The following is a 23761-nucleotide window of genomic DNA, read 5'->3' on the forward strand; positions in this document are numbered from 1 at the left end:
CACCAGCACGACCTTCGTCCAGCAGTTTGCGGAACATTTCAACGCCAGTACAGGTGGTCTTGGTGGTATCTTTGATACCCACGATTTCCACTTCTTCACCAACCTTGACGATACCGCGCTCTACACGACCGGTTACTACGGTACCACGGCCTGCGATGGAGAAGACGTCTTCGATAGGCATCAGGAACGGCTGGTCAATGGCACGCTCCGGCTCCGGAATGTAGGTGTCCAGGTGGCCAGCCAGTTCCAGGATCTTCTCTTCCCACTGAGCTTCGCCTTCCAGCGCTTTCAGTGCGGAACCACGGACTACCGGCAGGTCATCACCCGGGAAGTCGTACTCGGACAGCAGTTCGCGAACTTCCATCTCGACCAGTTCCAGCAGCTCTTCGTCATCTACCATGTCGCACTTGTTCATGAACACGATGATGTACGGAACGCCTACCTGACGACCCAGCAGGATGTGCTCACGAGTCTGCGGCATCGGGCCGTCAGTCGCTGCTACTACCAGGATTGCGCCGTCCATCTGGGCAGCACCGGTGATCATGTTTTTAACGTAGTCGGCGTGACCCGGGCAATCTACGTGGGCGTAGTGGCGGGTTGCAGTGTCGTATTCTACGTGGGAGGTGTTGATGGTGATACCACGCTCACGCTCTTCCGGTGCCTTGTCGATCTGGTCGAAGGCGAAAGCTTTACCACCGAAGTGCTTGGCCAGCACGTTGGTGATGGCGGCGGTCAGGGTGGTTTTACCGTGGTCAACGTGGCCGATGGTGCCGACGTTTACGTGCGGTTTATTACGCTCAAATTTTTCTTTAGACACGACGTAGTCCTTCTAGGTTAAACCCGCCTACCGTCGTAGGCGGGGAATCTTAAATTACTTGGATTTGCGCTCTTCGATCACGGCCTGGGCGACGTTGGTCGGGGCATCGTGATACTTGGCGAATTCCATGGCGTAGGAAGCACGACCCTGGGTAGCAGAACGCAGGGAGGTGGCGTAACCGAACATTTCGGCCAGCGGCACCAGCGCACGTACGATCTTGCCGGACGGGCCATCTTCCATGCCTTCGATCAGGCCGCGACGACGGTTCAGGTCACCGATCACGTCGCCCATGTAGTCTTCCGGAGTCTCGACTTCGACCTTCATGATCGGTTCGAGCAGTACCGGGTTGGCCTTCATGAAGCCAGCCTTGAACGCCAGAGAAGCAGCGATCTTGAACGCCAGTTCGGAAGAGTCGACATCGTGGTAGGAACCGAAGTGCAGACGCACACCCAGATCCATTACCGGATAGCCTGCCAGCGGGCCGGACTTCAGCTGCTCGCGGATACCCTTGTCAACACCCGGGATGAATTCGCCCGGAATCACGCCACCCTTGATGTCGTTGACGAATTCGTAGGCTTTGCCTTCTTCCAGCGGGTACATGTCGATAACGACGTGACCGTACTGACCACGACCACCGGACTGCTTGGCATGCTTGCCTTCGATGTCCTTGACGGTGTTGCGGATGGTTTCACGGTAGGCAACCTGCGGCTTACCTACGTTGGCTTCTACCTTGAACTCGCGACGCATACGGTCAACGATGATGTCCAGGTGCAGCTCACCCATACCGGCGATGATGGTTTGACCAGATTCTTCGTCGGTCCATACGCGGAAGGACGGATCTTCCTGAGCCAGACGGCCCAGAGCCAGACCCATCTTCTCCTGGTCAGCCTTGGATTTCGGCTCAACGGCGATGGAGATTACCGGCTCCGGGAATTCCATACGCTCCAGGATGATCGGTGCGCTTTCGTCACACAGGGTATCACCGGTGGTGACGTCCTTCAGGCCGATGGCAGCAGCGATGTCGCCTGCGCGAACTTCTTTGATCTCTTCACGCTTGTTGGCATGCATCTGAACAATACGGCCGAAACGCTCGCGCTTCTCTTTAACGGAGTTCAGCACGGAGTCACCGGAGTTGACCACACCGGAGTAAACACGGAAGAAGGTCAGGTTGCCCACGAACGGGTCGGTAGCAATCTTGAATGCCAGAGCAGAGAACGGCTCGTCATCGGAAGCGTGACGCTCGTCCTTGGTCTCGCCATCCAGCTTCAGACCGTCGATAGCAGCAACGTCGGTCGGAGCCGGCAGATACTCGACCACGGCATCCAGCATGGCCTGTACGCCCTTGTTCTTGAACGCGGAGCCACAGGTAACCAGGATGATTTCGTTGTTCAGAACACGCTGACGCAGAGCTTTCTTGATCTCTTCTTCAGTCAGTTCTTCACCACCCAGGTATTTTTCCATCAGGTCTTCAGACGCTTCAGCAGCGGCTTCAACCAGGTTCATGCGCATTTCTTGCGCCTGTTCCAGCAGCTCGGCCGGGACGTCTTCGTAGTCGAAGGATACGCCCTGGTCAGCTTCGCTCCAGTTGATGGCTTTCATCTTGACCAGGTCGATAACGCCCTTGAAGTTCTCTTCGGAACCGATGTTCAGTTGCAGAGGAACCGGGTTACCTTTCAGACGGGTCTTGATGTGCTCAACGCAGCGCAGGAAGTTAGCACCGGTACGGTCCATCTTGTTGACGAACGCGATACGGGGAACCTTGTACTTGTTAGCCTGACGCCATACGGTTTCAGACTGGGGCTGTACGCCACCTACGGCACAGTACACCATCACGGCGCCATCCAGAACACGCATGGAACGCTCTACTTCGATAGTAAAGTCAACGTGGCCCGGGGTATCGATGATGTTGATACGGTGCGGTTGGAACTGTTTACCCATACCGGACCAGAAAGCGGTGGTCGCGGCGGAGGTGATGGTGATACCACGCTCTTGTTCCTGTTCCATCCAGTCCATGGTGGCGGCGCCATCGTGAACTTCACCGATCTTGTGACTTACACCGGTGTAAAACAGAACGCGCTCGGTAGTAGTAGTCTTACCGGCGTCGATGTGAGCGGAGATACCGATATTACGATAACGCTCAATGGGGGTTGTACGAGCCATTGTCATCCTCTTACTAGGGCGCTTGTCCCCAGATAATTAAAGGTGCGCAGAGTCATAAGACCCTGCGCAAGCGGATTACCAGCGGAAGTGAGCGAAGGCCTTGTTCGCTTCAGCCATACGGTGAACGTCTTCACGTTTCTTGACAGACGAACCCTTATTGTCAGCGGCATCCAGCAGCTCGCCAGCCAAACGCTGAGCCATTGATTTTTCACCACGTTTACGAGCGGCATCAACCAACCAGCGCATTGCCAGAGCATTGCGACGTACCGGACGAACTTCTACCGGCACCTGATAGGTTGCACCACCGACGCGACGAGATTTAACCTCGACCGCCGGACGAATGTTGTCCAGAGCGACTTCGAACAGGGCCAGGTGCTCTTTGCCAGATTTGGTGGCAATGATGTCCAGGGCGCCATAAACGATGGCTTCTGCAACAGATTTCTTACCGTCAACCATTACTACGTTGACAAATTTAGCCAGCAGCTCAGATCCGAACTTGGGATCCGGCAGGATTTTACGCTGACCAACAACACGACGTCTTGGCATTTCAAATTCTCCGTAACTTCAGGGGTTACCCAAAACTAGAAAGTTATCTAACTAGAAACGAATTAACGTTTGGCCTTACTTAACGGAGAACCATTAAGCTTTCGGACGCTTCACGCCGTACTTGGAGCGAGCCTGCTTACGGTCTTTAACACCGGCACAGTCCAACGCACCACGAACGGTGTGATAACGAACACCTGGCAAGTCTTTTACACGACCGCCACGGATCAGAACAACAGAGTGCTCTTGCAGGTTGTGACCTTCACCACCGATGTAGGAGGTGACTTCGAAGCCGTTGGTCAGACGTACACGGCATACTTTACGCAGTGCAGAGTTAGGCTTCTTCGGGGTGGTGGTGTATACACGGGTGCATACGCCACGCTTCTGAGGGCACGCTTCCAGCGCCGGCACGTTGCTTTTCACAACGAGCTTGATGCGTGGCTTGCGAACCAACTGGTTAATAGTTGCCATCAAAAGGCTCCTGATAATGACTTCATAAACGTGTGAAAAATCCTCCCCGCAGATACGGGGACGCGAAATTTTATGCCCTGTTGTCTGGGGAGTCAAGATTTATACAATTTGCACACCGAAATGGCAAATGACAGTCGAATGACATTATGCTAAGCAACTGAGATAAAAAGGAAAAACCAAACCTAAGCGCCCCAGGTCTGCGGTGATCCGTGCTCGGCGATCAACCTGATCAAACCCGGCATATCGAGTTCCATACCGATCCCGGGTGACAAACCTCTCGCTTGCAGGTCTTCCTTCATGACGTACAGGGGGACCTCTGCCAAGCGCTCGCACCACCCGGGGGCAGCAGCCGCCATCACGGCATCCTGCATCAACACCACCAGATCCCCTTCCATGCGGTAACGCAACGCCAACTCGAGATCCTGGCTCATGAAGGGAGAGTTCAATATCAGCTGTATCACGGGCACCTCAGAAGCAGATGTGGGTGGTGAAACCCGCCCAGCTACGGCGAATTTCCGCAGGAGAGAGCGGAATAACTGGGATTAGCAGATCCGCCGCCGTCAGTCCTCGCTCAGCCAGTGACACCGCACAGACATAGACCTCCTCGATGTCATACAGCTCCAGCATCTTGAAGGTCGGGGCGTAGTGACGCTGCAATATGGCGTGTGGTGATTGCTCCCTCACCAGTTGCATCACGCCATCCCCCACCAGAAAGAGTGCCAAGGACTCCGTCAATGCAGAGGTTGCCAGCAGAGCATCCAGCCCCTCCCGACCACTCGCCAAACCATGGGGACCACGCCGTGAGATAAACGCTATTCTGGTCATTTTGTCCCCCTAGAACTGAACGAAGCGATCAGCGGTCAGTGCGGCTTCCGCCAACTGACCGAGCCCGCTCAGGCAGAATGGCGCTTCCAGATTGAAATGCTCCCGTCCCATTCCCTTGGCCTCCTGCTCATCCAGCACGCCACGGCGCATGGCCGCAGCCACACACACATCGATGCGGATACCCTGCTGGATGGCCAACTCGCGCCACAGTGCCACCAGGTCGGTCTCATCGCTGGCTGGCGCATGGAGGCCATTGGCATTGCACACCCCCTCCTGATAGAAGAAGAGGTGGGACAAGCGGTGTCCCTGCTCGACCAGACTCAGGGCAAAACGATAGGCCGTGCTGGCCGTCTGGGTGCCATAGGCGGGCCCGGTGACCAGCAGAGCAAAATTCAGACTCATGATCGCACTCCTGCACAGCGGTGCATCCATTCTACCTCACAGACGCAAAAGCCCCTCCTGGGAGGGGCTTTTCCAATGAAACAGGCTCAGACGTAAGCGATGGCTTCGACTTCGACCAGTACATCCTTGGGCAGACGAGCAACTTCCACGCAGGAACGTGCCGGGGCGGACTCGCCAAAGTAGCGGGCATACACCTGGTTGAAGGCCACAAAGTTGTTCATGTCACTCAGGAAGCAGGTGGTCTTCAGCACCTTGCTGGTATCGGCCCCTGCGGCTTTCAAGACGGCAACCAGATTCTTCATCACCTGCTCTGCCTGAGCCTCGATGCCACCGGCAACGATGTCCATGGTGGCCGGATCGAGCGGGATCTGCCCGGAGGTAAAGACCAGCTCACCCAGCTTGGTAGCCTGGACATAAGGGCCAATTGCGGCAGGCGCCTTGTCGGTTGCAATCACTTCTTTAGCCATTGTTATCTATCCCCTATCTATGGCGCTTACTCGCTCTCTTCTTCACCCTGCTTGCGCTGTCGGATGTAGAGATACACGGTATGTTTGGAAATATTCAGCTTGTCGGCGACCAGGTTGATCGAATCCTTGATATCAAATATGCCCTTCTCGAACAACTGGGTCACGATAAAACGGTTCTTGGCATTGTTGGCCACGGAGGGATCACGATTGATCTCGTCGATGGTGTTGTCCACCGTCTGGGCAACCAGCTCTTCGACGCTGTTGGCGAAGGTCTCCGGCGATTGCCGCTCCACCTGCTGTGGTGTCGGGAAGAATTCGGCCACGAACTCGTGGAAAGGCGCATTGATGTGCAAATTGATGCAGATAAGGCCGATCACCTGCTTGTCGCGGTTACGGATGGCGATGGTGCTCGACTTCATCAAGGCACCGGTCCGACTGCGGGCAAAATAACTCTGGGTGTGATCCTGACCCGTGCTCTCGATGTCCTTGAGCATCCGCAGGGCGAGATCGGTGATCGGCGCCCCCAGAGTTCGACCCGTATTGAAACCATTCGCGATTTGGATCACGGACTCATGCAGATTTTCCAGGGAGTGGAGCACCACCTCGCAGTGCTTGCCGAACAGATCGGCCAGGCCTTCGATAAGGCCCCCATATGAACGCAACAGCTCCCTGTCTTCGTCTGTAAAAGCGCGACCGCTCAGTTGCTCTTCGGGAAGCAGTACTTCCTCGATACCGACAGCCATGTTCTACCCCTGTAATACCCATTCAACTTTCCCGAGTTTTCAGTTGCGACGGGGCAATGTCAACTTTTTTTGATTTTTTGCTCTATAACCTTGCACTGGATCATCCCCCTGCCCCAGCCCAGTGCATGCTGGGCGCCGGATGGGAAATAAAAAAAGGGCCCCTAGAAGGGGCCCTTTTCGATCACTGCAGCGGAAGATTACTCTTCGTCAAAACTGCCGGCTGCGTTGAGCAGATCCGCCAGGTTTTGCTGAGCTTCATCGGCAGTCACCTGCGGCACACCGACAGCACGGGCTGCGGCGGCACGCTGGTTGATGCGGCTGTGGTGGTAGGCAAAGCCGGTACCAGCCGGGATCAGACGACCCACGATCACGTTCTCTTTCAGGCCGCGCAGTTCATCACGCTTGCCACCAACGGCTGCTTCGGTCAGCACGCGGGTGGTCTCCTGGAAGGAAGCTGCGGAGATGAAGGACTCGGTGCTCAGAGATGCCTTGGTAATACCCATCAGGATATGACGGTAGGTAGCCGGGGTCTTCCCTTCGGCAACCAGTTTACGGTTGGCAATCTTCACACGGGCCACTTCAACCTGCTCACCTTCGATCAGGTCGGTGTCGCCAGCGCTCAGGATCTCGCACTTGCGAAGCATCTGACGCACGATGACTTCGATGTGTTTGTCGTTGATCTTAACGCCTTGCAGACGGTAAACGTCCTGCACTTCGTTGGCGATGTAGTTGGCGACCGGGCTGATACCGCGCAGACGCAGGATGTCGTGAGCAGACTCGGGACCGTCCGCCAGCACTTCACCCTTCTCAACTTTTTCACCTTCGAACACGTTGAGGTGACGCCATTTCGGAATCATCTCTTCATAGATCTCGCCACCATCGGTCGGGGTGATGACCAGACGGCGTTTGCCCTTGGTCTCTTTCCCGAAGGAGATGGTACCGGAGATCTCGGCCAAGATGGCCGGCTCTTTCGGCTGACGTGCTTCGAACAGATCCGCAACGCGCGGCAGACCACCGGTGATGTCCTTGGTACCGCTGGACTCTTGCGGGATACGCGCAACCGCGTCACCCACGCCCACGTTGGCACCATCTTCCAGGTTCACGATCGCCTTGCCCGGCAGGAAGTACTGGGCGGGAACGTCGGTGCCCGGGATCATCACATCCTTGCCGTTCAGATCGACCAGTTTCACGGTCGGACGCATCTCTTTACCGGCGCTCGGACGCTCGTTGACATCCAGCACGACGATGGAAGAGAGACCAGTCAGCTCGTCGGTCTGACGAGTGATGGTCACACCGTCGATCATGTGTTCGAAGTGCAGGCGACCCGCTACTTCGGTGATGATCGGGTGGGTGTGCGGGTCCCAGTTCGCGACGGTATCACCGGCGTTCACCGCTTCGCCATCCTTCACTTCCAGCACGGAACCGTAAGGCAGCTTGTGGCTTTCCTTGGTACGGCCCATCTCGTCCATGATGGTCAGCTCGGTAGAACGGGAGGTAATAACCAGCTTGTCAGAGTTGTTCAGAACGAACTTGGCGTTCTGCAACTTGATGCTACCGGTGTTCTTCACCTGGATGCTGCTCTCGGCAGCCGCTCGGGATGCGGCACCACCGATGTGGAAGGTACGCATCGTCAGCTGGGTGCCCGGTTCACCGATGGACTGAGCGGCGATAACACCGACAGCCTCACCCTTGTTAACCAGGTGACCACGGGCCAGATCACGGCCGTAGCAGTGAGCACAGTTACCGAAGTCGGTCTCACAGGTGATGGCAGAACGTACCTTCACGCGGTCGACGGAGTTGCGCTCCAGCAGGTCACACAGCTGCTCGTCGAGCAGGGTGTTGCGCGCTACCAGCACTTCATCCTCGGTACCCGGCTTGATCACGTCTTCGGCCACCACACGACCCAACACGCGCTCACGCAGCGGCTCGACCACGTCGCCACCCTCGATCAGCGGAGTCATCCACAGACCGTCGGTAGTGCCGCAATCGTCCTCGGTGATCACCATGTCCTGGGCCACGTCAACCAGACGACGGGTCAGGTAACCGGAGTTCGCTGTCTTCAGCGCGGTATCCGCCAGACCTTTACGAGCACCGTGAGTGGAGATGAAGTACTGCAGTACGTTCAGACCTTCGCGGAAGTTCGCCACGATCGGCGTTTCGATGATGGAGCCATCCGGCTTCGCCATCAGGCCACGCATACCGGCCAGCTGACGGATCTGGGCGGCGGAACCCCGCGCACCAGAGTCGGCCATCATGAAGATGCTGTTGAAGGAGGCTTGCTCTTCCTCATCGCCCAGGGAGTTGACGTTACGCTCCTTGGAAAGGTTGTCCATCATGGCCTTGGAGACGCGATCGTTCGCGCTGGCCCAGATATCGATAACCTTGTTGTAGCGTTCGCCCGCGGTCACCAGACCGGACAGGAACTGGTCCTGGATCTCGGCAACTTCAGCTTCTGCAGCAGCGATGATGTCTTTCTTGGCATCCGGGATGACCATGTCATCGATACCAACAGAGGCACCGGACAGGGCCGCGTAGTGGAAACCGGTATACATCAGCTGGTCAGCGAAGATGACGGTATCCTTCAGGCCCTGCTTGCGATAGCAGGTGTTCAGCAGACGGGAGATGAGCTTTTTGCCCAGCGCCTTGTTGGAGACGCACTTGATCCAGTTCTGCGGGTTGGCGTCCAGGTCAGCCTGCTCTGCAGCAGTCAGTACCTTCGGCTCGTCGATCAGAGCGTATTCCATGCCTTTGGGCAGGATCAGGCTCAAGATCGCACGACCAACGGTGGTATTCTTCATCTCGGTCTTGGCAACCAGCTCACCGGCTTCGTTCTTCACGTACTCGGTGATGCGGCACTTGACGCGAGCATGCAGGTCGGCCAGACCGGCACGGTAGACCTTCTCGGCCTCTTTCGGGCCGGACAGCACCATACCTTCGCCCTTGGCGTTGATACGGGCACGGGTCATGTAGTACAGACCCAAGACCACGTCCTGGGAAGGAACGATGATCGGCTCACCGGAGGCAGGCGACAGGATGTTGTTGGTGGACATCATCAGGGCGCGCGCTTCCAGCTGGGCTTCCAGGGTCAGCGGTACGTGGACCGCCATCTGGTCACCGTCGAAGTCCGCGTTATAGGCGGCACAGACGAGCGGGTGCAGCTGGATGGCCTTGCCTTCGATCAGGGTCGGTTCAAACGCCTGGATACCCAGACGGTGCAGGGTCGGTGCACGGTTCAGCAGAACCGGGTGTTCGCGGATCACTTCGTCCAGGATGTCCCAGACGACGGCTTCTTCGCGCTCCACCATCTTCTTGGCGGCCTTGATGGTGGTCGCCAGACCGCGGGATTCCAGCTTGCCGTAGATGAAGGGCTTGAACAGCTCAAGTGCCATCTTCTTCGGCAGACCGCACTGATGCAGACGCAGGGTCGGACCTACGGTGATAACGGAACGACCGGAGTAGTCGACACGCTTACCCAGCAGGTTCTGACGGAAACGACCTTGCTTACCCTTGATCATGTCGGCCAGGGATTTCAGCGGGCGCTTGTTGGAACCGGTGATGGCACGACCACGACGGCCGTTGTCCAGCAGGGCATCCACGGACTCTTGCAGCATGCGCTTTTCGTTGCGCACGATGATGTCCGGCGCAGCCAGATCCAGCAGACGCTTCAAGCGGTTGTTACGGTTGATCACGCGACGGTACAGATCGTTCAGATCGGAGGTCGCGAAACGACCGCCGTCCAGCGGTACCAGCGGACGCAGGTCCGGCGGCAGCACGGGCAGCACTGTCATGATCATCCACTCCGGCTTGTTGCCGGATTGCAGGAAGGCTTCCATCAGCTTCAGACGCTTGGTGGTCTTCTTGCGCTTGGTCTCGGAGTTGGTCTGATCCAGCTCCTCACGCATGGCTTTGACTTCACCTTCCAGATCGATGGCGCGCAGCAGGGCCAGAATGGCCTCGGCACCCATCTTGGCGTCGAATTCGTCGCCCCACTCTTCCAGTGCGTCCAGATAGTTCTCTTCGGAGAGCATCTGGCTGCGCTCGAGGTTGGTCATGCCGGGTTCGATCACTACATAGGATTCGAAATACAGCACGCGCTCGATGTCACGCAGGGTCATGTCCAGCAGCAGACCGATACGGGACGGCAGGGACTTCAGGAACCAGATGTGGGCAGTCGGGCTGGCCAGCTCGATGTGGCCCATGCGCTCACGACGGACCTTGGTCTGGGTCACTTCTACACCGCACTTCTCGCAGATCACACCACGGTGTTTCAGGCGCTTGTACTTGCCGCACAGACACTCGTAGTCCTTCACCGGTCCGAAGATACGGGCGCAGAACAGACCATCACGCTCCGGCTTGAAAGTCCGGTAGTTGATGGTCTCAGGCTTTTTGACCTCACCGAATGACCAGGAGCGGATCATGTCAGGAGAGGCCAGACCGATCTTGATACTGTCAAACTCTTCGGTCTTGGTCTGAGCCTTCAAAAACTTGAGTAAGTCTTTCACGTGTTTCCCCTGTCAGGAGTCTAACCTCGGCGCCCCGGCTGCCGAAACAGCGGGGCGCCCACGTCAATTCTCGAACAATAAGAGCGAGCTCTTACTCTTCGTCCAGCTCGATGTTGATACCCAGAGAGCGGATTTCCTTCAGCAATACGTTGAAGGATTCGGGCATGCCCGGCTCCATACGGTGGTCGCCATCCACGATGTTCTTGTACATCTTGGTACGGCCGTTCACATCGTCAGACTTGACGGTCAGCATCTCCTGCAGGGTATATGCCGCACCGTAAGCCTCCAGGGCCCACACTTCCATCTCACCGAACCGCTGACCACCGAACTGCGCCTTACCACCCAGCGGCTGCTGGGTAACCAAGCTGTAGGAACCGGTAGAACGCGCGTGCATCTTGTCGTCTACCAGGTGGTTCAGCTTCAGCATGTACATGTAACCCACGGTGACCTTGCGCTCGAAGGCGTTACCGGTACGACCGTCGAACAGGGAGATCTGACCGGATTCCGGCAGATCGGCCAGCTTCAGCAAGGCTTTGATTTCGCGCTCTTTGGCACCATCAAAGACAGGTGTAGCCACCGGCAGACCTTTACGCAGGTTACCCACCAGGGTACGCACGTCGTCGTCAGACAGTTCAGCAATGTTCACTTGCTGGGAGTCCTTCTCGCCCAGGTCATAGACCTGTTGCAGGAACTCGCGCATCTCGTGCAGCTCGCGCTGTTCTTTGATCATGCGGTCGATCTTCTCGCCGATGCCCTTGGCCGCGAGGCCCAGGTGCACTTCGAGGATCTGACCGATGTTCATACGAGACGGTACACCCAGCGGGTTCAGTACGATGTCGACCGGACGGCCGTACTCGTCATGGGGCATATCCTCGACCGGACAGATCTTGGAAATAACACCCTTGTTACCGTGACGGCCCGCCATCTTGTCACCCGGCTGGATGCGACGCTTGACGGCCAGATAGACCTTGACGATCTTCAGTACGCCCGGCGCCAGGTCATCGCCCTGGATGATCTTGCGACGCTTGTTCTCGAATTTCTTGTCGAACTCGGCCTTCAGCTCAACGTGCTGTTCAGCGATCTGCTCCAGCTCGATTTGCTTGGCTTCATCTTCGATGGCCAGCTCAAACCACTTGGAACGATCGAGCTTGTTCAGACGATCTTCGCTGTAACCGGCAGCCAGCAGCAGGTTGCGGGAACGGCCGAAAATGCCGTCTTCCAGGATCTTGAACTCTTCGGTCAAGTCCTTCTTCGCTTCCTTCAGCTGCATCTCTTCGATTTCTTTGGCGCGCTTGTCTTTTTCCACGCCATCGCGGGTAAAGACCTGCACGTCAACCACGGTACCGTACACACCGTTTGGTACACGCAGGGAAGAGTCCTTCACGTCGGACGCCTTCTCACCGAAGATGGCGCGCAGCAGCTTCTCTTCCGGAGTCAGCTGGGTTTCACCTTTCGGAGTCACCTTGCCGACCAGGATATCGCCGCCCTTCACTTCGGCACCCACGTAGACGATACCGGACTCGTCCAGCTTGGACAGTGCGGCTTCACCCACGTTCGGGATGTCAGCAGTGATCTCTTCCGGACCCAGCTTGGTGTCACGGGAGATACAGGCCAGTTCCTGGATGTGAATGGTGGTCAGGCGATCTTCCTGAACAACACGCTCGTTCACCAGGATCGAGTCTTCGAAGTTGTAACCGTTCCACGGCATGAACGCGACGCGCAGGTTCTGACCCAGCGCCAGTTCACCGAGATCGGTGGACGGGCCGTCAGCCAGTACGTCGCCAGCCATCACCGGCTCACCCAACATCACGCACGGACGCTGGTTGATACAGGTGTTCTGGTTGGAACGGGTGTATTTGGTCAGGCTGTAGATGTCGATGCCGGCTTCGCCAGGCAGCAGCTCATCTTCGTTGACCTTGATAACGATACGGGAGGCATCGACATAGTCGATCATGCCGCCACGCTTGGCCACTACGGTCACACCGGAGTCAACGGCCACTGCGCGTTCCATACCGGTACCAACCAGCGGCTTGTCGGCGCGCAGGGTCGGTACAGCCTGACGTTGCATGTTTGAACCCATCAATGCGCGGTTCGCGTCATCGTGTTCCAGGAACGGGATCAGGGCCGCTGCCACAGAGACGATCTGTTGCGGGCTCACGTCCATGTACTGGATCTGGTCGGCGTTCATAAAGGTGGATTCACCTTTGTGACGGCACGGGATCAATTCATCTTTCAGACGGCCATCTTCGGTGGTCGCGGCGTTGGCCTGTGCGATCACGTACTTGCCTTCTTCAATCGCAGACAGGTAATCCACTTCGTCGGTGATCACACCGTCGATCACCTTGCGGTACGGGGTTTCGAGGAAACCGTACTCATTGGTGCGGGAATACACGGATAGCGAGTTGATCAGACCGATGTTCGGACCTTCCGGCGTTTCGATGGGGCACAGACGACCGTAGTGGGTCGGGTGTACGTCTCGAACTTCGAAACCGGCACGCTCACGGGTCAGACCGCCCGGGCCCAGCGCGGAGATACGGCGCTTGTGGGTCACTTCGGACAGCGGGTTGTTCTGGTCCATGAACTGGGACAGCTGGCTGGAACCGAAGAACTCTTTGACCGCGGCGGAGATCGGTTTGGCGTTGATCAGATCCTGCGGCATCAGGGTGTCCAGATCGCCCAGAGACAGGCGCTCCTTCACCGCACGCTCGACACGGACCAGACCGACACGGAACTGGTTCTCGGCCATTTCACCGACGGAACGAATACGACGGTTACCAAGGTGGTCGATATCGTCCACTTCGTCGTTACCGTTACGGATGTCGATCAGGCGCTTCATGACCTCGACGATATCGTCCTTGGTCAGCACGCCAACGCCAGTCTCGTCTTCACGACCCAAACGGCGGTTGAACTTCATCCGACCTACGGTAGAAAGGTCGTAACGCTCGGAAGAGAAGAACAGGTTCTCGAACAGCTGCTCGGCCGCTTCGCGAGTGGGCGGCTCGCCCGGACGCATCATGCGATAGATCTCGACCAGGGCTTCCAGGCGGCTGGAGCTGGAGTCGATACGCAGGGTCTCGGACATGTAGGCACCGTGATCCAGTTCGTTGGTGAACAGAACCTCGAAGTGCTTGAAGCCGGCTTGGGACAGGTTGGCAACCGCTTCCAGGCTCAGCGCCTGGTTGGCAGTGACAACCATTTCACCAGTCTGCGGGTGCGCGTAGTTCTTGGCTGCAACTTTGCCAACAACATACTCTACCGGCACCTCGATCTGGGTGATGCCGTCTTTTTCCAGCTGACGGATGTGACGGGCAGTGACACGACGACCGGTTTCAACCACCACGGCGCCATTGGCAATGATGTCGAAGGTCGCGGTCTCGCCACGCAGGCGCTCGGGCACCAGATCCATCATCAACTTGCCATCCTTGACTTCGAAACCGATGGTCTCGAAGAAGGTGGCCAGGATTTCTTCGGAACTGAAGTCCAGGGCGCGCAGAATAATGGAGGCTGGCAGTTTACGACGACGGTCGATACGGACAAACAGGTTGTCTTTCGCATCGAACTCGAAGTCCAGCCAGGAGCCACGGTAGGGGATAACGCGAGCGTTATAAAGCACCTTACCGGATGAATGTGTTTTGCCTTTATCGTGGTCGAAGAAGACGCCCGGGCTGCGGTGCAGCTGGGAGACGATGACCCGCTCGGTACCATTGATGACAAAGGTGCCGTTTTCGGTCATGAGCGGGATTTCGCCCATGTAAACTTCTTGTTCCTTGATGTCTTTGACGGTGCCGGCAGCTGCTTCACGGTCGTACAGAACCATACGAAGCTTGACACGCAGCGGCGCGGAGTAGGTCACTCCACGGATCTGGCATTCTTTTACGTCAAATACCGGCTCACCCAGGCGATAGCTGACATACTGAAGCTCAGCACTACCGGAGTAACTGGTGATCGGGAAAACGCTACGGAAGGCGGCTTCTAGGCCGTACTCACCTTCCGGGTCAGCCTCGATGAACTGCTTGAAGGAGTCCAGCTGAATGGACAACAGATAAGGCGTGTCCAGTACCTGGTCTCGCTTACCGAAGTCCTTACGTATGCGTTTTTTTTCGGTATAAGAGTAAACCATAGGGTTCCTCAGCTCGCTGATAAGTGACCCACTCTGTCCCCACGGGACAGCTCTGTCTCAACACCGTTTTGTGTTGGCCCGGACAATGAGGCGGTCCGGATTGCTGGTGCACCGAGAGTCGTGAACGGTGTGAAATACTCTCAGTCTACAGCGCAAAAAGGCTGGTGAATAAAGATTCACCAGCCTTAGCCTGTTTTATCAGGCTAATCTACATAAATGCAGATTATTTGATCTCAACAGAAGCACCGGCAGCTTCCAGCTCTTTCTTCAGAGCTTCAGCTTCGTCCTTGGACACGGCTTCTTTCAGATTGGTCGGAGCAGCTTCTACCAGGTCCTTGGCTTCTTTCAGGCCCAGACCGGTAGCGCCACGAACGGCCTTGATGACGGCAACTTTGTTGGCGCCAGCAGCAGTCAGAACTACGTCGAACTCGGTCTTCTCTTCTACTGCTTCAGCAGCAGCCGGGCCGGCCATGACGGCAGCAGCGGCAGAAACACCGAACTTCTCTTCCATAGCTTCGATCAGCTCAACAACTTCCATTACGGACATGGAAGCAACGGCTTCGATGATTTGGTCTTTAGTGATAGACATGACAAAAATTCCTGATGTTGAATAAACTCAAACAGCCTAGATAGGCGAGAATCAAGCAGCAGCTTGTTTCTGGTCGCGAACAGCAGCGATAGTACGAACCAGCTTGCCAGCAGAGGCTTCCTTCATGGTAGCCATCAACTTCGCAATTGCTTCTTCGTAAGTCGGCAGCGTGGCCAGACGATCAATTTGTGCTGCGGCGATAAACTCACCGTTAAAAGCGCCAGCCTTGATTTCGAACTTTTGGTTCGCTTTGGCAAACTCTTTGAACAGACGAGCGGCAGCGCCCGGGTGTTCGTTAGAGAAAGCAATCAAGGTAGGACCGGTAAATGCGTCGTTCAGGCACTCGTATTCGGTACCTTCTACCGCGCGACGCAGCAGGGTGTTACGCACAACGCGCATGTACACACCAGCTTCACGAGCGGTCTTACGCAGGACGGTCATCTTGTCTACAGTGACGCCGCGAGAATCGGCTACAACTGCAGAAAGAGCGCCTTTGGCAGCTTCGTTGACTTCAGCAACAATTGCCTTTTTGTCTTCGAGTCCCAATGCCATTGGCTTAACTCCTGGATTGAATCCGGGTCTGTTGACCCAGTACTGACACATCCCCCCTACCTTTACAACAGAGGGGAACGATGCGGTAGCAGGATTCCAGAAGAGAAAGAATCTTTCTCGCTGGGTTTCCGGCACCGTCTACGCAGGAAGAATTAAGGCTTTGCGGCCTCCTGCGGTCTTGGACGGAGGTCGAAACCCCCAACCAATCAAGGCGCAAAATTATAGATTAAATTTTGCGCCTTGTAAAACCCATCAATTAGGCCTGAGCTTCCAGGGAAGCTTGGTCTACGGCAACACCGGCACCCATGGTGGTGGAGATGCTGACTTTCTTGATGAATACACCCTTGGCGGAGGACGGCTTGGCCTTCTTCAAGGCAACCAGCAGCGCTTCCAGGTTTTCTTTCAGCTGAACTTCGTTGAAAGAGACCTTGCCCAGAGTGGTATGAATGATACCGTTCTTGTCGTTACGGTAACGAACCTGACCAGCCTTGGCGTTCTTGACGGCTTCGGCTACGTTCGGAGTGACGGTACCCACTTTCGGGTTCGGCATCAGACCGCGCGGGCCCAGGATTTGACCCAGTTGACCAACAACACGCATGGCATCCGGGGATGCGATGACGACGTCGAAGTTCATCTCGCCTTTCTTGACCAGCTCGGCCAGGTCGTCCATACCAACCAGTTCAGCACCGGCAGCCTTGGCGGCTTCGGCGTTGGCACCCTGGGTGAACACGGCGACACGGATGTCACGACCGGTACCGTGCGGCAGTACAGTTGCACCACGTACGTTCTGATCGGATTTACGAGCATCGATACCCAGGTTAACGGCAACGTCAACGCTTTCAACGAACTTGGCAGTAGCCAGTTCTTTCAGCAGGGCAATGGCTTCGTTGATGGAGTACTCTTTGGTACCGTCAACTTTTTCGCGAATAACGCGCATACGCTTGGACAGTTTAGCCATTGTCTTACTCCTCCACTACCAGGCCCATGGAACGAGCGGAACCGGCGATGCAACGTACTTTTGCATCCAGATCGGCACCAGTCATATCCGGCTCTTTGGTCTTGGCGATTTCTTGCAGCTGAGCCACAGTCACCTTACCAACCTTGTCTTTGTTCGGCTTGGCAGAACCAGACTGGATACCAGCGGCTTTCTTCAGCAGGAAGGAAGCGGGCGGAGTCTTGGTTTCGAAGGTGAAGGAACGGTCGCTGTAAACGGTGATCACGACCGGAGTCGGAGAACCTTTTTCCAGCTTTTCTGTACGGGCGTTGAACGCCTTACAGAATTCCATGATGTTCACGCCGTGCTGACCCAGAGCGGGACCAACGGGAGGGCTGGGGTTAGCACTGCCAGCCTTAACTTGCAGCTTGATATAAGCTGTGACTTTCTTAGCCATTACAAAAATACCTCAAAAATGGGTTCTAACGCCTCGGAGACATGCTCCTGCAAACGGCTCCCCAACAAATAAAGGGGCAGCGAATTATAGAGATAATCGCTGCCCCTGACAACCGTTAAACGTACAGAGATTAATCAGCCTTTTTCGACCTGACCAAAATCCAGTTCTACCGGCGTTGAGCGGCCGAAGATCAGTACGGAGACCTTCACGCGGCTCTTTTCGTAGTCCACCTCTTCAACGGTACCGTTGAAGTCGGCGAACGGACCATCGGCAACCCGGACCATCTCACCCGGTTCAAACAGGGTTTTCGGACGCGGCTTGTCGTGGGCATCTTGCAGACGATTGAGGATGGCATCCGCTTCCTTATCGGAGATAGGAGCAGGGCGATCGGAGGTACCGCCGATGAAACCCATTACACGTGGTACATTGCGTACCAGGTGCCATGTGGTTTCATCCATCACCATCTGGACCAGGACGTATCCCGGGAAAAATTTGCGCTCACTCTTGCGCTTCTGGCCAGCACGCATCTCGACCACTTCTTCGGTCGGGACCAGCACTTCACCAAACAGCTCTTCCATGCCATGCATCTTGATATGTTCACGCAGGGATTTGGCAACACGGCCTTCGTAGCCGGAAAATGCCTGCACGACATACCATCTCATACGCTGTTCACGTTGTTCAGTCATGGCTTATCCTTACACACCGGTAATCAGGTTGACCAACCAGACCAAGGCGCCGTCCAACACGAACAGCAGCAGCCCCATCACGGCAGTCACCGCCAGCACAATCAGGGTTGTCTGAATGGCTTCCTGACGGGTCGGCCATACGACCTTGCGGACTTCCAGGCGAGACTCACGGGCAAACGCCAGTGTTGCCTTGCCCTTGGTGGTTTGCAGGGCCACTGCACCGGCAGCAGCGATGACAACGACCACACCCAGGGCGCGGACGGCAGCAATAACGTCGCTCAGCAGGTAATTGCCCACTACAGCGGCCGCCAGGATGATGAAAACCAGGCCCCAAAGCAGGGTATCCTTGCTTCCGCCCTGACCCTCAGAACTAACACTCATACAACCCACCTGTATCTGACGTAACCAAAGACACAAAAGCCCCGTACGAGACGAGGTATATGGCAGGGGCGGCAGGACTCGAACCCGCAACCATCGGTTTTGGAGACCGCTGTTCTACCAATTCGAACTACGCCCCTGCATAAGAAAGCCCCTATTATAGGGGCTTTGCTTTATTTATGTAAGCCAAGATTAAGCGATAACTTTGGCTACAACCCCAGCACCTACGGTACGGCCACCTTCACGGATGGCGAAACGCAGGCCGTCGTCCATCGCGATCGGCGCAATCAGGGTAACAACCATCTTGATGTTGTCGCCCGGCATGACCATCTCTACGCCTTCCGGCAGTTCGATGGTACCGGTCACGTCGGTAGTACGGAAGTAGAACTGCGGACGGTAGCCCTTGAAGAACGGGGTATGACGACCACCTTCTTCCTTGGACAGCACGTACACTTCAGATTCAAACTTGGTGTGCGGCTTGATGGTGCCCGGCTTGGCCAGTACCTGACCACGCTCTACGTCTTCACGCTTCACGCCACGCAGCAGTGCGCCAACGTTCTCACCTGCACGACCTTCGTCCAGCAGTTTGCGGAACATTTCAACGCCGGTACAGGTGGTCTTGGTGGTATCTTTGATACCAACGATTTCCACTTCTTCACCAACTTTGACGATACCGCGCTCTACACGACCGGTTACTACGGTACCACGGCCTGCGATGGAGAAGACGTCTTCGATAGGCATCAGGAACGGCTGGTCAATGGCACGCTCCGGCTCCGGAATGTAGGTGTCCAGGTGGCCAGCCAGTTCCAGGATCTTCTCTTCCCACTGAGCTTCGCCTTCCAGCGCTTTCAGTGCGGAACCACGGACTACCGGCAGGTCATCACCCGGGAAGTCGTACTCGGACAGCAGTTCGCGAACTTCCATCTCGACCAGTTCCAGCAGCTCTTCGTCATCTACCATGTCGCACTTGTTCATGAACACGATGATGTACGGAACGCCTACCTGACGACCCAGCAGGATGTGCTCACGAGTCTGCGGCATCGGGCCGTCAGTCGCTGCTACTACCAGGATTGCGCCGTCCATCTGGGCAGCACCGGTGATCATGTTTTTAACGTAGTCGGCGTGACCCGGGCAATCTACGTGGGCGTAGTGGCGGGTTGCAGTGTCGTATTCTACGTGGGAGGTGTTGATGGTGATACCACGCTCACGCTCTTCCGGTGCCTTGTCGATCTGGTCGAAGGCGAAAGCTTTACCACCGAAGTGCTTGGCCAGCACGTTGGTGATGGCGGCGGTCAGGGTGGTTTTACCGTGGTCAACGTGGCCGATGGTACCCACGTTAACGTGCGGTTTATTACGCTCAAATTTTTCTTTAGACATGATCGTCCCTCTAAACTAACGCTGAGTACGCGGTGGCAAGCTAACCACAGAACAGTTTATATGATGGATTTGAATCAAGGGGAGTAGAGAGGTTGGTGCTGACAGGCTGGTTCGATTGCCGAACTCACCCTAAGGTGTGGCTCTCAGAATTACCTGAGCCATATCAGCATCTTGGAGCGGGCAGCGGGAATCGAACCCGCATCATCAGCTTGGAAGGCTGAGGTAATAGCCATTATACGATGCCCGCATTTCTCTAACCCAAAGAACTCAAACCGCAGAGAAATATGGTGGAGGGAGAAGGATTCGAACCTTCGAAGGCAGAGCCGTCAGATTTACAGTCTGATCCCTTTGGCCGCTCGGGAACCCCTCCAGTTGCATAAATGCCACAACGGTAATTCTGCTTGCACCCGTTGTTTTTGTCGCTTTTGCTGGGCAAATAGACGACAGACATCCAAGCGTCGCGCATTTTATGGTAAGGATTTTGGGGATGCAACCATTGCACCTTGCAAAATGTGCATTTATGCCGGGATCCAGGCAAAAAAACGCTCCTTCTCCGTCCCGACCGGACGCGTCCCTTGTCGCTCCCGATCCCTTGGTGTATGGTCGCCCTGCCCAAGAAACAGTGATGACACCATGACGACAGAGCATAACCCCTATTTGCAATTCACCCGCGAACAATGGGCGTTATTGCGCGATGCGGTCCCCCTGACCCTGACCGAGCACGATCTGCAGACCCTGCGCGGGATCAACGAGAAGGTGTCATTGCGGGAAGTGGAAGAGATCTATCTGCCCCTCTCCCGTCTCCTCAATCTCTACGTCAAGGCCAAGCAGCGCCGCAGCCGGGTGTTGGAACAGTTTCTCGGTCAGTCCCGCGGCAAGGGCACCTATATCATCAGTATCGCCGGCAGCGTGGCGGGGGGAAAGAGCACCACGGCCCGTATCCTTCAGGCACTGCTGGAGCGCTGGCCGGAGCACCCCAGGGTGGAGCTGGTCACCACCGACGGCTTCCTGTTTCCCAACAAGGAGCTGGAAGCCCGTGGCCTGATGCGCCGCAAGGGGTTCCCCGAGTCTTATGACATCCGCCATCTGGTGGAGTTTGTCGCCAATATCCGCGCCGGCCACGAGAAGGTCGAGGCCCCCGTCTACTCCCACCTCATCTATGACATCCTGCCCGACGAGAAGAAGGTGGTGGAGCAGCCGGACATCCTGATCCTGGAAGGGCTCAATGTGCTGCAAAGCGGCATGGACTATCCCCAGGACCCTCATCGCGTGTTCGTGTCGGACTTCGTCGACTTCTCCATCTATGTGGATGCTGACGCCGAGCTGCTGCGCACCTGGTACATCGATCGTTTTCTCAAATTCCGCAGCGGCGCCTTCTCGGATCCCGACTCCTATTTCCACCACTACGCCAAGCTGGCCGAGAGCGAGGCGACCGAGATCGCCAACAACATCTGGCTGGATATCAACTACCTGAACCTGCAAGAGAACATCTTGCCGACCCGGGAGCGGGCCAACCTCATCCTCACCAAGGGCAACGAGCACGCCATCGAGCAGATCAAGCTGCGCAAGTGACCACTGTCGCAGTGCATACATGAAAGAGGGGGCCCGCAGGCCCCCTCTTTCATTCAGTCCTCATGAGCGTACGAGGTCAGTCACCCCGCCGCAGGGAGAGTTCCCCTCCCAGATAGAGCTTGAGCCCCTCTTCCGTCTCCAGACGCAGGGCTCCGCGTTCGTCGATCCCCCGGGCAATCCCGCGGATCACCTGCTCTCCCATCAGCAGCTTCACCGGCTGGCCGGCGAAGTGGTCAAGCCGATTCCAGCTCTCGACGAAACTCGCCAGTCCCGTCTGTTCGAAGGTCTGCATGGCCTGCTGCAGGTGCAGCAGCACGCAGGCGGCCAGCTCGTTGCGATCCACCAGCTCGGGCTGGATATGGCGCAGCTCGGACCAGGCCTGATCGATCTTCTCCCCCTCCCGACTCGGCATCGCCAGATTGAGGCCGACCCCGATCACCAGATGGCAGCTGGCACCCGCACTGCCGCTCATCTCCACCAGGATGCCCGCCAGCTTGCGGCCCTGGTAATAGAGGTCGTTCGGCCACTTGAGCTCCACCCCGGGATAACCGAGGGACTCCAGCGCCTCGACCACCGCCACGCCGACCGCGAGACTCAGTCCCATGGCGGCCGCCATGCCCTGCTCAAGCCGCCAGTACATGCTCAGGATCAGCTGGCAACCGAAGGGAGAAACCCAGGGTTTGCCACGACGTCCCCGCCCGGCGGTCTGGCACTCGGCCAGACAGCTTTCCCCGGAGCTCAGGGTGTTGACCCGCTCCAGCAGGTACTGGTTGGTGGAGTCGATGACAGGGAAGCAGTGCACCGGTGCCATCGGTGCCTCTGCCTGCAGCCGCCCCTCGTCATAGAGGGCCATGGGCACCGCCAGCCGATAGCCCTTGCCGGTCAGGCTGAAGAGATCCAGCCCCAGATCCTTGAGCGCGGCCATGTGCTTGCTCACCGCCGCCCGGCTGATGCCAAGGCGCTCGCCCAGCTGCTCGCCGGAATGAAACTGGCCGTCGCTGAGCAGGGTGATCAGGGTCTGTCTGACGGGGGTCAGGGTCATGCCAGTACCTCGTCGAGCCAGGTTTCACCGCTGCGCCCCATGAAGCGCACCTCGTGTTCCAGCACCACACCGAACTGGTGCTCCACGCTGTCGCGGACATGGGCAGCCAGCGCGATGAGCTCCATGGCGCTGGCGCCCCCCAGATTGACCAGCACCAGCGCCTGCTCCTGATGCACGGCGGCACGACCGATGGCAAACCCCTTGAGACCGCACTGATCGATGAGCCAGCCAGCCGCCAGCTTGGCCTGCCCTTCTGCCGCAGGGTAGCAGGGCATCTGCGGGTATTGCTGTTTCAGGGTCTCGGCCAGGGCGGCGGGCACCACAGGGTTTTTGAAGAAACTGCCCGCGTTGCCCAGCACCGCCGGATCCGGCAGCTTGGCCATGCGGGTGGCACAGACGGTGTCGAAAATGGCCTGTGGCGAAGGGGCATCCCCCAGCGCCGCCAGCGGGCCATAACCGGCGACCGGGCGCCATGCCTTGGGCAGGCGCAGACCGACGGCGATGATGAAGTGGGAGTCCTGATAGTCGTGCTTGAAGATGCTGTCACGGTAACCGAACCGGCAGTCGGCCGCCGCGATGCGCTCAACCTCGCCACTCTGCCAGTTGAACGCCTCCACGTAGGCACAGACGCTGGCCAGCTCGACCCCGTAGGCACCGATGTTCTGTACCGGGGCCGCCCCGACCGTCCCGGGAATGAGTGCCAGGTTCTCCAGCCCGTGCCAGCCCTGTTGCAGGGCGTGACATACCAGCTCGTGCCAGTTTTCACCTGCCGCCACGTGTAGCAGCCAGTGCTCGGACTCCTCGTGCAGCGTGATCCCTTTCAGGCCGTTGTGGACCACCAGACCGGCAAAGTCATCGCAGAACAGGATGTTGCTTCCTCCTCCCAGCACCAGGCGCGGCAAGGTGGCCAACTCCGGGTTGGTCCGCAGTTGCGCGAGATCATCCGGCCGGGTCACATCGGCCAGCCAGAGGCAGTGTGCGTCCAGGCCCATAGTATTGAGGGTCGACAGGGAGGCGTGGGGGGTGAGTTTCATCTGTGTGTTCCGACAAGGACAAGGGCGCAGTTTACCCCAGATCCCCCGGGACAAAAAACCCGGACACTTTTCGGACTCAGGGCTCTGGAG

The 23761-nt window shown here is 57.1% G+C and carries 21 protein-coding genes and 3 tRNA genes (1 of these 24 running past the window's edge); 1 reads left to right on the forward strand and 23 read right to left on the reverse strand.

Features of this window, described 5'->3' with window-relative positions:
* From tuf (C3F36_RS08730) to C3F36_RS08830, 21 genes are all read right to left on the reverse strand, one after another.
* Positions 1-817, reverse strand: partial view of an elongation factor Tu gene (gene tuf, locus C3F36_RS08730; protein ID WP_005306325.1) — the 5' portion only. 368 nt of this gene lie to the left of the window's left edge; only the first 817 of its 1185 coding nucleotides appear in the window; its start codon is at positions 815-817; its stop codon lies off the left edge, out of view.
* Between the two features lie 54 nt (positions 818-871).
* Complete coding sequence (fusA, locus tag C3F36_RS08735) at positions 872-2977, reverse strand: elongation factor G (RefSeq protein WP_010675948.1); 2106 nt, start codon at positions 2975-2977, stop codon at positions 872-874.
* 75 nt (positions 2978-3052) lie between these two features.
* A complete protein-coding gene (gene rpsG, locus C3F36_RS08740; RefSeq protein WP_010675949.1) occupies positions 3053-3523 on the reverse strand; it encodes a 30S ribosomal protein S7 in 471 nt (156 codons plus the stop codon).
* 93 nt (positions 3524-3616) lie between these two features.
* Positions 3617-3991 (reverse strand): 30S ribosomal protein S12, encoded by a 375-nt coding sequence (rpsL, locus tag C3F36_RS08745; protein ID WP_005306278.1) that lies wholly within the window; start codon positions 3989-3991, stop codon positions 3617-3619.
* A gap of 182 nt (positions 3992-4173) precedes the next feature.
* Positions 4174-4452 carry a sulfurtransferase complex subunit TusB gene (gene tusB / locus C3F36_RS08750; RefSeq protein WP_041214282.1) on the reverse strand — a complete coding sequence of 93 codons (279 nt, stop codon included), beginning with the start codon at positions 4450-4452 and terminating at the stop codon, positions 4174-4176.
* A gap of 7 nt (positions 4453-4459) precedes the next feature.
* On the reverse strand, positions 4460-4816 hold the full coding sequence (gene tusC, locus C3F36_RS08755) for a sulfurtransferase complex subunit TusC (RefSeq protein ID WP_104454914.1): 357 nt from the start codon (positions 4814-4816) through the stop codon (positions 4460-4462).
* Between the two features lie 9 nt (positions 4817-4825).
* Entirely contained in the window at positions 4826-5218 is a 393-nt protein-coding gene (gene tusD, locus C3F36_RS08760) for a sulfurtransferase complex subunit TusD (protein WP_010675952.1), read from the reverse strand.
* A gap of 86 nt (positions 5219-5304) precedes the next feature.
* Positions 5305-5685: a RidA family protein gene (locus tag C3F36_RS08765; protein WP_010675953.1), complete on the reverse strand. Its 381-nt coding sequence runs from the start codon at positions 5683-5685 to the stop codon at positions 5305-5307.
* A gap of 26 nt (positions 5686-5711) precedes the next feature.
* A complete protein-coding gene (locus C3F36_RS08770; RefSeq protein WP_010675954.1) occupies positions 5712-6428 on the reverse strand; it encodes a helix-turn-helix transcriptional regulator in 717 nt (238 codons plus the stop codon).
* A 197-nt stretch (positions 6429-6625) separates the two neighbouring features.
* Positions 6626-10930, reverse strand: a complete 4305-nt coding sequence (gene rpoC, locus C3F36_RS08775) for a DNA-directed RNA polymerase subunit beta' (RefSeq protein WP_010675955.1) — start codon at positions 10928-10930, stop codon at positions 6626-6628.
* 91 nt (positions 10931-11021) lie between these two features.
* Complete coding sequence (gene rpoB, locus C3F36_RS08780; protein WP_010675956.1) at positions 11022-15050, reverse strand: DNA-directed RNA polymerase subunit beta; 4029 nt, start codon at positions 15048-15050, stop codon at positions 11022-11024.
* A 223-nt stretch (positions 15051-15273) separates the two neighbouring features.
* On the reverse strand, positions 15274-15639 hold the full coding sequence (gene rplL, locus C3F36_RS08785) for a 50S ribosomal protein L7/L12 (protein WP_010675957.1): 366 nt from the start codon (positions 15637-15639) through the stop codon (positions 15274-15276).
* A gap of 51 nt (positions 15640-15690) precedes the next feature.
* Positions 15691-16191 (reverse strand): 50S ribosomal protein L10, encoded by a 501-nt coding sequence (gene rplJ / locus C3F36_RS08790; RefSeq protein ID WP_005339895.1) that lies wholly within the window; start codon positions 16189-16191, stop codon positions 15691-15693.
* A 256-nt stretch (positions 16192-16447) separates the two neighbouring features.
* Positions 16448-17149, reverse strand: coding sequence for a 50S ribosomal protein L1 (gene rplA / locus C3F36_RS08795; RefSeq protein WP_010675958.1), 702 nt, complete (start codon positions 17147-17149; stop codon positions 16448-16450).
* Positions 17150-17153: 4 nt separating this feature from the next.
* Positions 17154-17582 (reverse strand): 50S ribosomal protein L11, encoded by a 429-nt coding sequence (rplK, locus tag C3F36_RS08800; RefSeq protein ID WP_005306313.1) that lies wholly within the window; start codon positions 17580-17582, stop codon positions 17154-17156.
* 134 nt (positions 17583-17716) lie between these two features.
* The gene (nusG, locus tag C3F36_RS08805; protein WP_010675959.1) at positions 17717-18268 is read right to left on the reverse strand and encodes a transcription termination/antitermination protein NusG; all 552 of its coding nucleotides are present in this window, start codon (positions 18266-18268) and stop codon (positions 17717-17719) included.
* A 9-nt stretch (positions 18269-18277) separates the two neighbouring features.
* The gene (secE, locus tag C3F36_RS08810) at positions 18278-18649 is read right to left on the reverse strand and encodes a preprotein translocase subunit SecE (RefSeq protein ID WP_010675960.1); all 372 of its coding nucleotides are present in this window, start codon (positions 18647-18649) and stop codon (positions 18278-18280) included.
* Between the two features lie 60 nt (positions 18650-18709).
* Positions 18710-18786, reverse strand: a tRNA-Trp gene (locus C3F36_RS08815).
* A gap of 52 nt (positions 18787-18838) precedes the next feature.
* The gene (gene tuf / locus C3F36_RS08820; protein ID WP_005306325.1) at positions 18839-20023 is read right to left on the reverse strand and encodes an elongation factor Tu; all 1185 of its coding nucleotides are present in this window, start codon (positions 20021-20023) and stop codon (positions 18839-18841) included.
* A gap of 172 nt (positions 20024-20195) precedes the next feature.
* Positions 20196-20270, reverse strand: a tRNA-Gly gene (locus tag C3F36_RS08825).
* Between the two features lie 38 nt (positions 20271-20308).
* Positions 20309-20393 (reverse strand) — tRNA-Tyr (locus tag C3F36_RS08830).
* A 263-nt stretch (positions 20394-20656) separates the two neighbouring features.
* Between C3F36_RS08830 and coaA the strand changes: the two genes are divergently transcribed.
* Positions 20657-21595, forward strand: coding sequence for a type I pantothenate kinase (coaA, locus tag C3F36_RS08835; protein WP_104454915.1), 939 nt, complete (start codon positions 20657-20659; stop codon positions 21593-21595).
* Positions 21596-21671: 76 nt separating this feature from the next.
* On the opposite strand, the gene birA is transcribed toward coaA, so the two are convergent.
* Complete coding sequence (birA, locus tag C3F36_RS08840; RefSeq protein ID WP_042864793.1) at positions 21672-22637, reverse strand: bifunctional biotin--[acetyl-CoA-carboxylase] ligase/biotin operon repressor BirA; 966 nt, start codon at positions 22635-22637, stop codon at positions 21672-21674.
* Entirely contained in the window at positions 22634-23671 is a 1038-nt protein-coding gene (gene murB, locus C3F36_RS08845) for a UDP-N-acetylmuramate dehydrogenase (RefSeq protein WP_010675964.1), read from the reverse strand. Before murB ends, birA begins: the two co-directional genes overlap by 4 nt.
* Between the last annotated feature and the right edge of the window lie 90 nt (positions 23672-23761).

Origin of the sequence: Aeromonas sp. ASNIH2 (assembly GCF_002934795.1) — a bacterium.
Lineage (GTDB): Bacteria > Pseudomonadota > Gammaproteobacteria > Enterobacterales > Aeromonadaceae > Aeromonas > Aeromonas caviae.

Coding starts and splice junctions, on each gene's coding strand:
- coaA (WP_104454915.1), top strand. CDS start 20,657: ATGACGACAGAGCATAACCCCTATTTGCAATTCACCCGCGAACAATGG.
- fusA (WP_010675948.1), bottom strand. CDS start 2,977: ATGGCTCGTACAACCCCCATTGAGCGTTATCGTAATATCGGTATCTCC.
- birA (WP_042864793.1), bottom strand. CDS start 22,637: ATGACCCTGACCCCCGTCAGACAGACCCTGATCACCCTGCTCAGCGAC.
- rplL (WP_010675957.1), bottom strand. CDS start 15,639: ATGTCTATCACTAAAGACCAAATCATCGAAGCCGTTGCTTCCATGTCC.
- rpoB (WP_010675956.1), bottom strand. CDS start 15,050: ATGGTTTACTCTTATACCGAAAAAAAACGCATACGTAAGGACTTCGGT.
- tusD (WP_010675952.1), bottom strand. CDS start 5,218: ATGAGTCTGAATTTTGCTCTGCTGGTCACCGGGCCCGCCTATGGCACC.
- rpsG (WP_010675949.1), bottom strand. CDS start 3,523: ATGCCAAGACGTCGTGTTGTTGGTCAGCGTAAAATCCTGCCGGATCCC.
- rpsL (WP_005306278.1), bottom strand. CDS start 3,991: ATGGCAACTATTAACCAGTTGGTTCGCAAGCCACGCATCAAGCTCGTT.
- C3F36_RS08765 (WP_010675953.1), bottom strand. CDS start 5,685: ATGGCTAAAGAAGTGATTGCAACCGACAAGGCGCCTGCCGCAATTGGC.
- C3F36_RS08770 (WP_010675954.1), bottom strand. CDS start 6,428: ATGGCTGTCGGTATCGAGGAAGTACTGCTTCCCGAAGAGCAACTGAGC.
- tuf (WP_005306325.1), bottom strand. CDS start 20,023: ATGTCTAAAGAAAAATTTGAGCGTAATAAACCGCACGTTAACGTGGGT.
- tusC (WP_104454914.1), bottom strand. CDS start 4,816: ATGACCAGAATAGCGTTTATCTCACGGCGTGGTCCCCATGGTTTGGCG.
- murB (WP_010675964.1), bottom strand. CDS start 23,671: ATGAAACTCACCCCCCACGCCTCCCTGTCGACCCTCAATACTATGGGC.
- rplA (WP_010675958.1), bottom strand. CDS start 17,149: ATGGCTAAACTGTCCAAGCGTATGCGCGTTATTCGCGAAAAAGTTGAC.
- rplK (WP_005306313.1), bottom strand. CDS start 17,582: ATGGCTAAGAAAGTCACAGCTTATATCAAGCTGCAAGTTAAGGCTGGC.
- nusG (WP_010675959.1), bottom strand. CDS start 18,268: ATGACTGAACAACGTGAACAGCGTATGAGATGGTATGTCGTGCAGGCA.
- rplJ (WP_005339895.1), bottom strand. CDS start 16,191: ATGGCATTGGGACTCGAAGACAAAAAGGCAATTGTTGCTGAAGTCAAC.
- secE (WP_010675960.1), bottom strand. CDS start 18,649: ATGAGTGTTAGTTCTGAGGGTCAGGGCGGAAGCAAGGATACCCTGCTT.